Origin of the sequence: Halomonas sp. B23F22_20 (assembly GCF_043496985.1) — a bacterium.
Classification (GTDB): domain Bacteria; phylum Pseudomonadota; class Gammaproteobacteria; order Pseudomonadales; family Halomonadaceae; genus Halomonas.
On sequence record NZ_JBIEKH010000112.1, the window covers coordinates 1 to 617 of the forward strand.

Annotated in this window: 1 protein-coding gene; it reads right to left on the minus strand. The window is 69.0% G+C overall.

The window, feature by feature from the left end; all coding sequences use genetic code 11:
- Nucleotides 1-617: TRAP transporter large permease subunit (locus tag ACGTN6_RS20850; protein ID WP_394595006.1), on the minus strand; the 617-nt coding region annotated here is incomplete at both ends.

The window sequence follows — 617 nt, forward strand, 5'->3', positions numbered from 1 at the left end:
GCCGCCGCCTCGGTCACCGAGGCCACGCCGCCGTAGATCGAGCCCAGCACCAGCGCCGCGATCAGCCCCGGCACGATGATGGCGCGCAGCGCCTGCCAGCGGTTGGCGAAGCCCTCCTCGCGGTCGGCGTCGCTCATCGGCGGGCCCATGGCGGGGTTGCGCAGACAGCGCACCAGCACGTAGCCGATGTAGGACAGCATCAGGATCACCGCCGGGGTGATGGCCGCGGTGAACAGGTCGGCGATCGACTCCGAGGCGATCAGGCCGTAGATGATCAGCACGATCGACGGCGGCATCATGGTGCCCAGCGCCCCGCCGGCGCAGACCACGCCGATCGACAGATGCTTGTCGTAGCCCAGGCGCAGCATCTGCGGCAGCGCCAGGATGCCCAGCAGCACGATCTCGCCGCCGATGATCCCGGACAGCGCGGCCAGGAAGAAGGCCACCACGATGGTCTGCACCGCCACGCCACCGGGCAGGCGGCCGGCAAACACGCGCATGGCGTTGAACAGGTCCTTGGCGATCCCCGATCGGTCGAGCAACGAGGCCATCAGCACGAACATCGGCACCGCCACCAGCGAGTATTCGGTGACGAAGCCGTAGACGCGGCTGGTGAC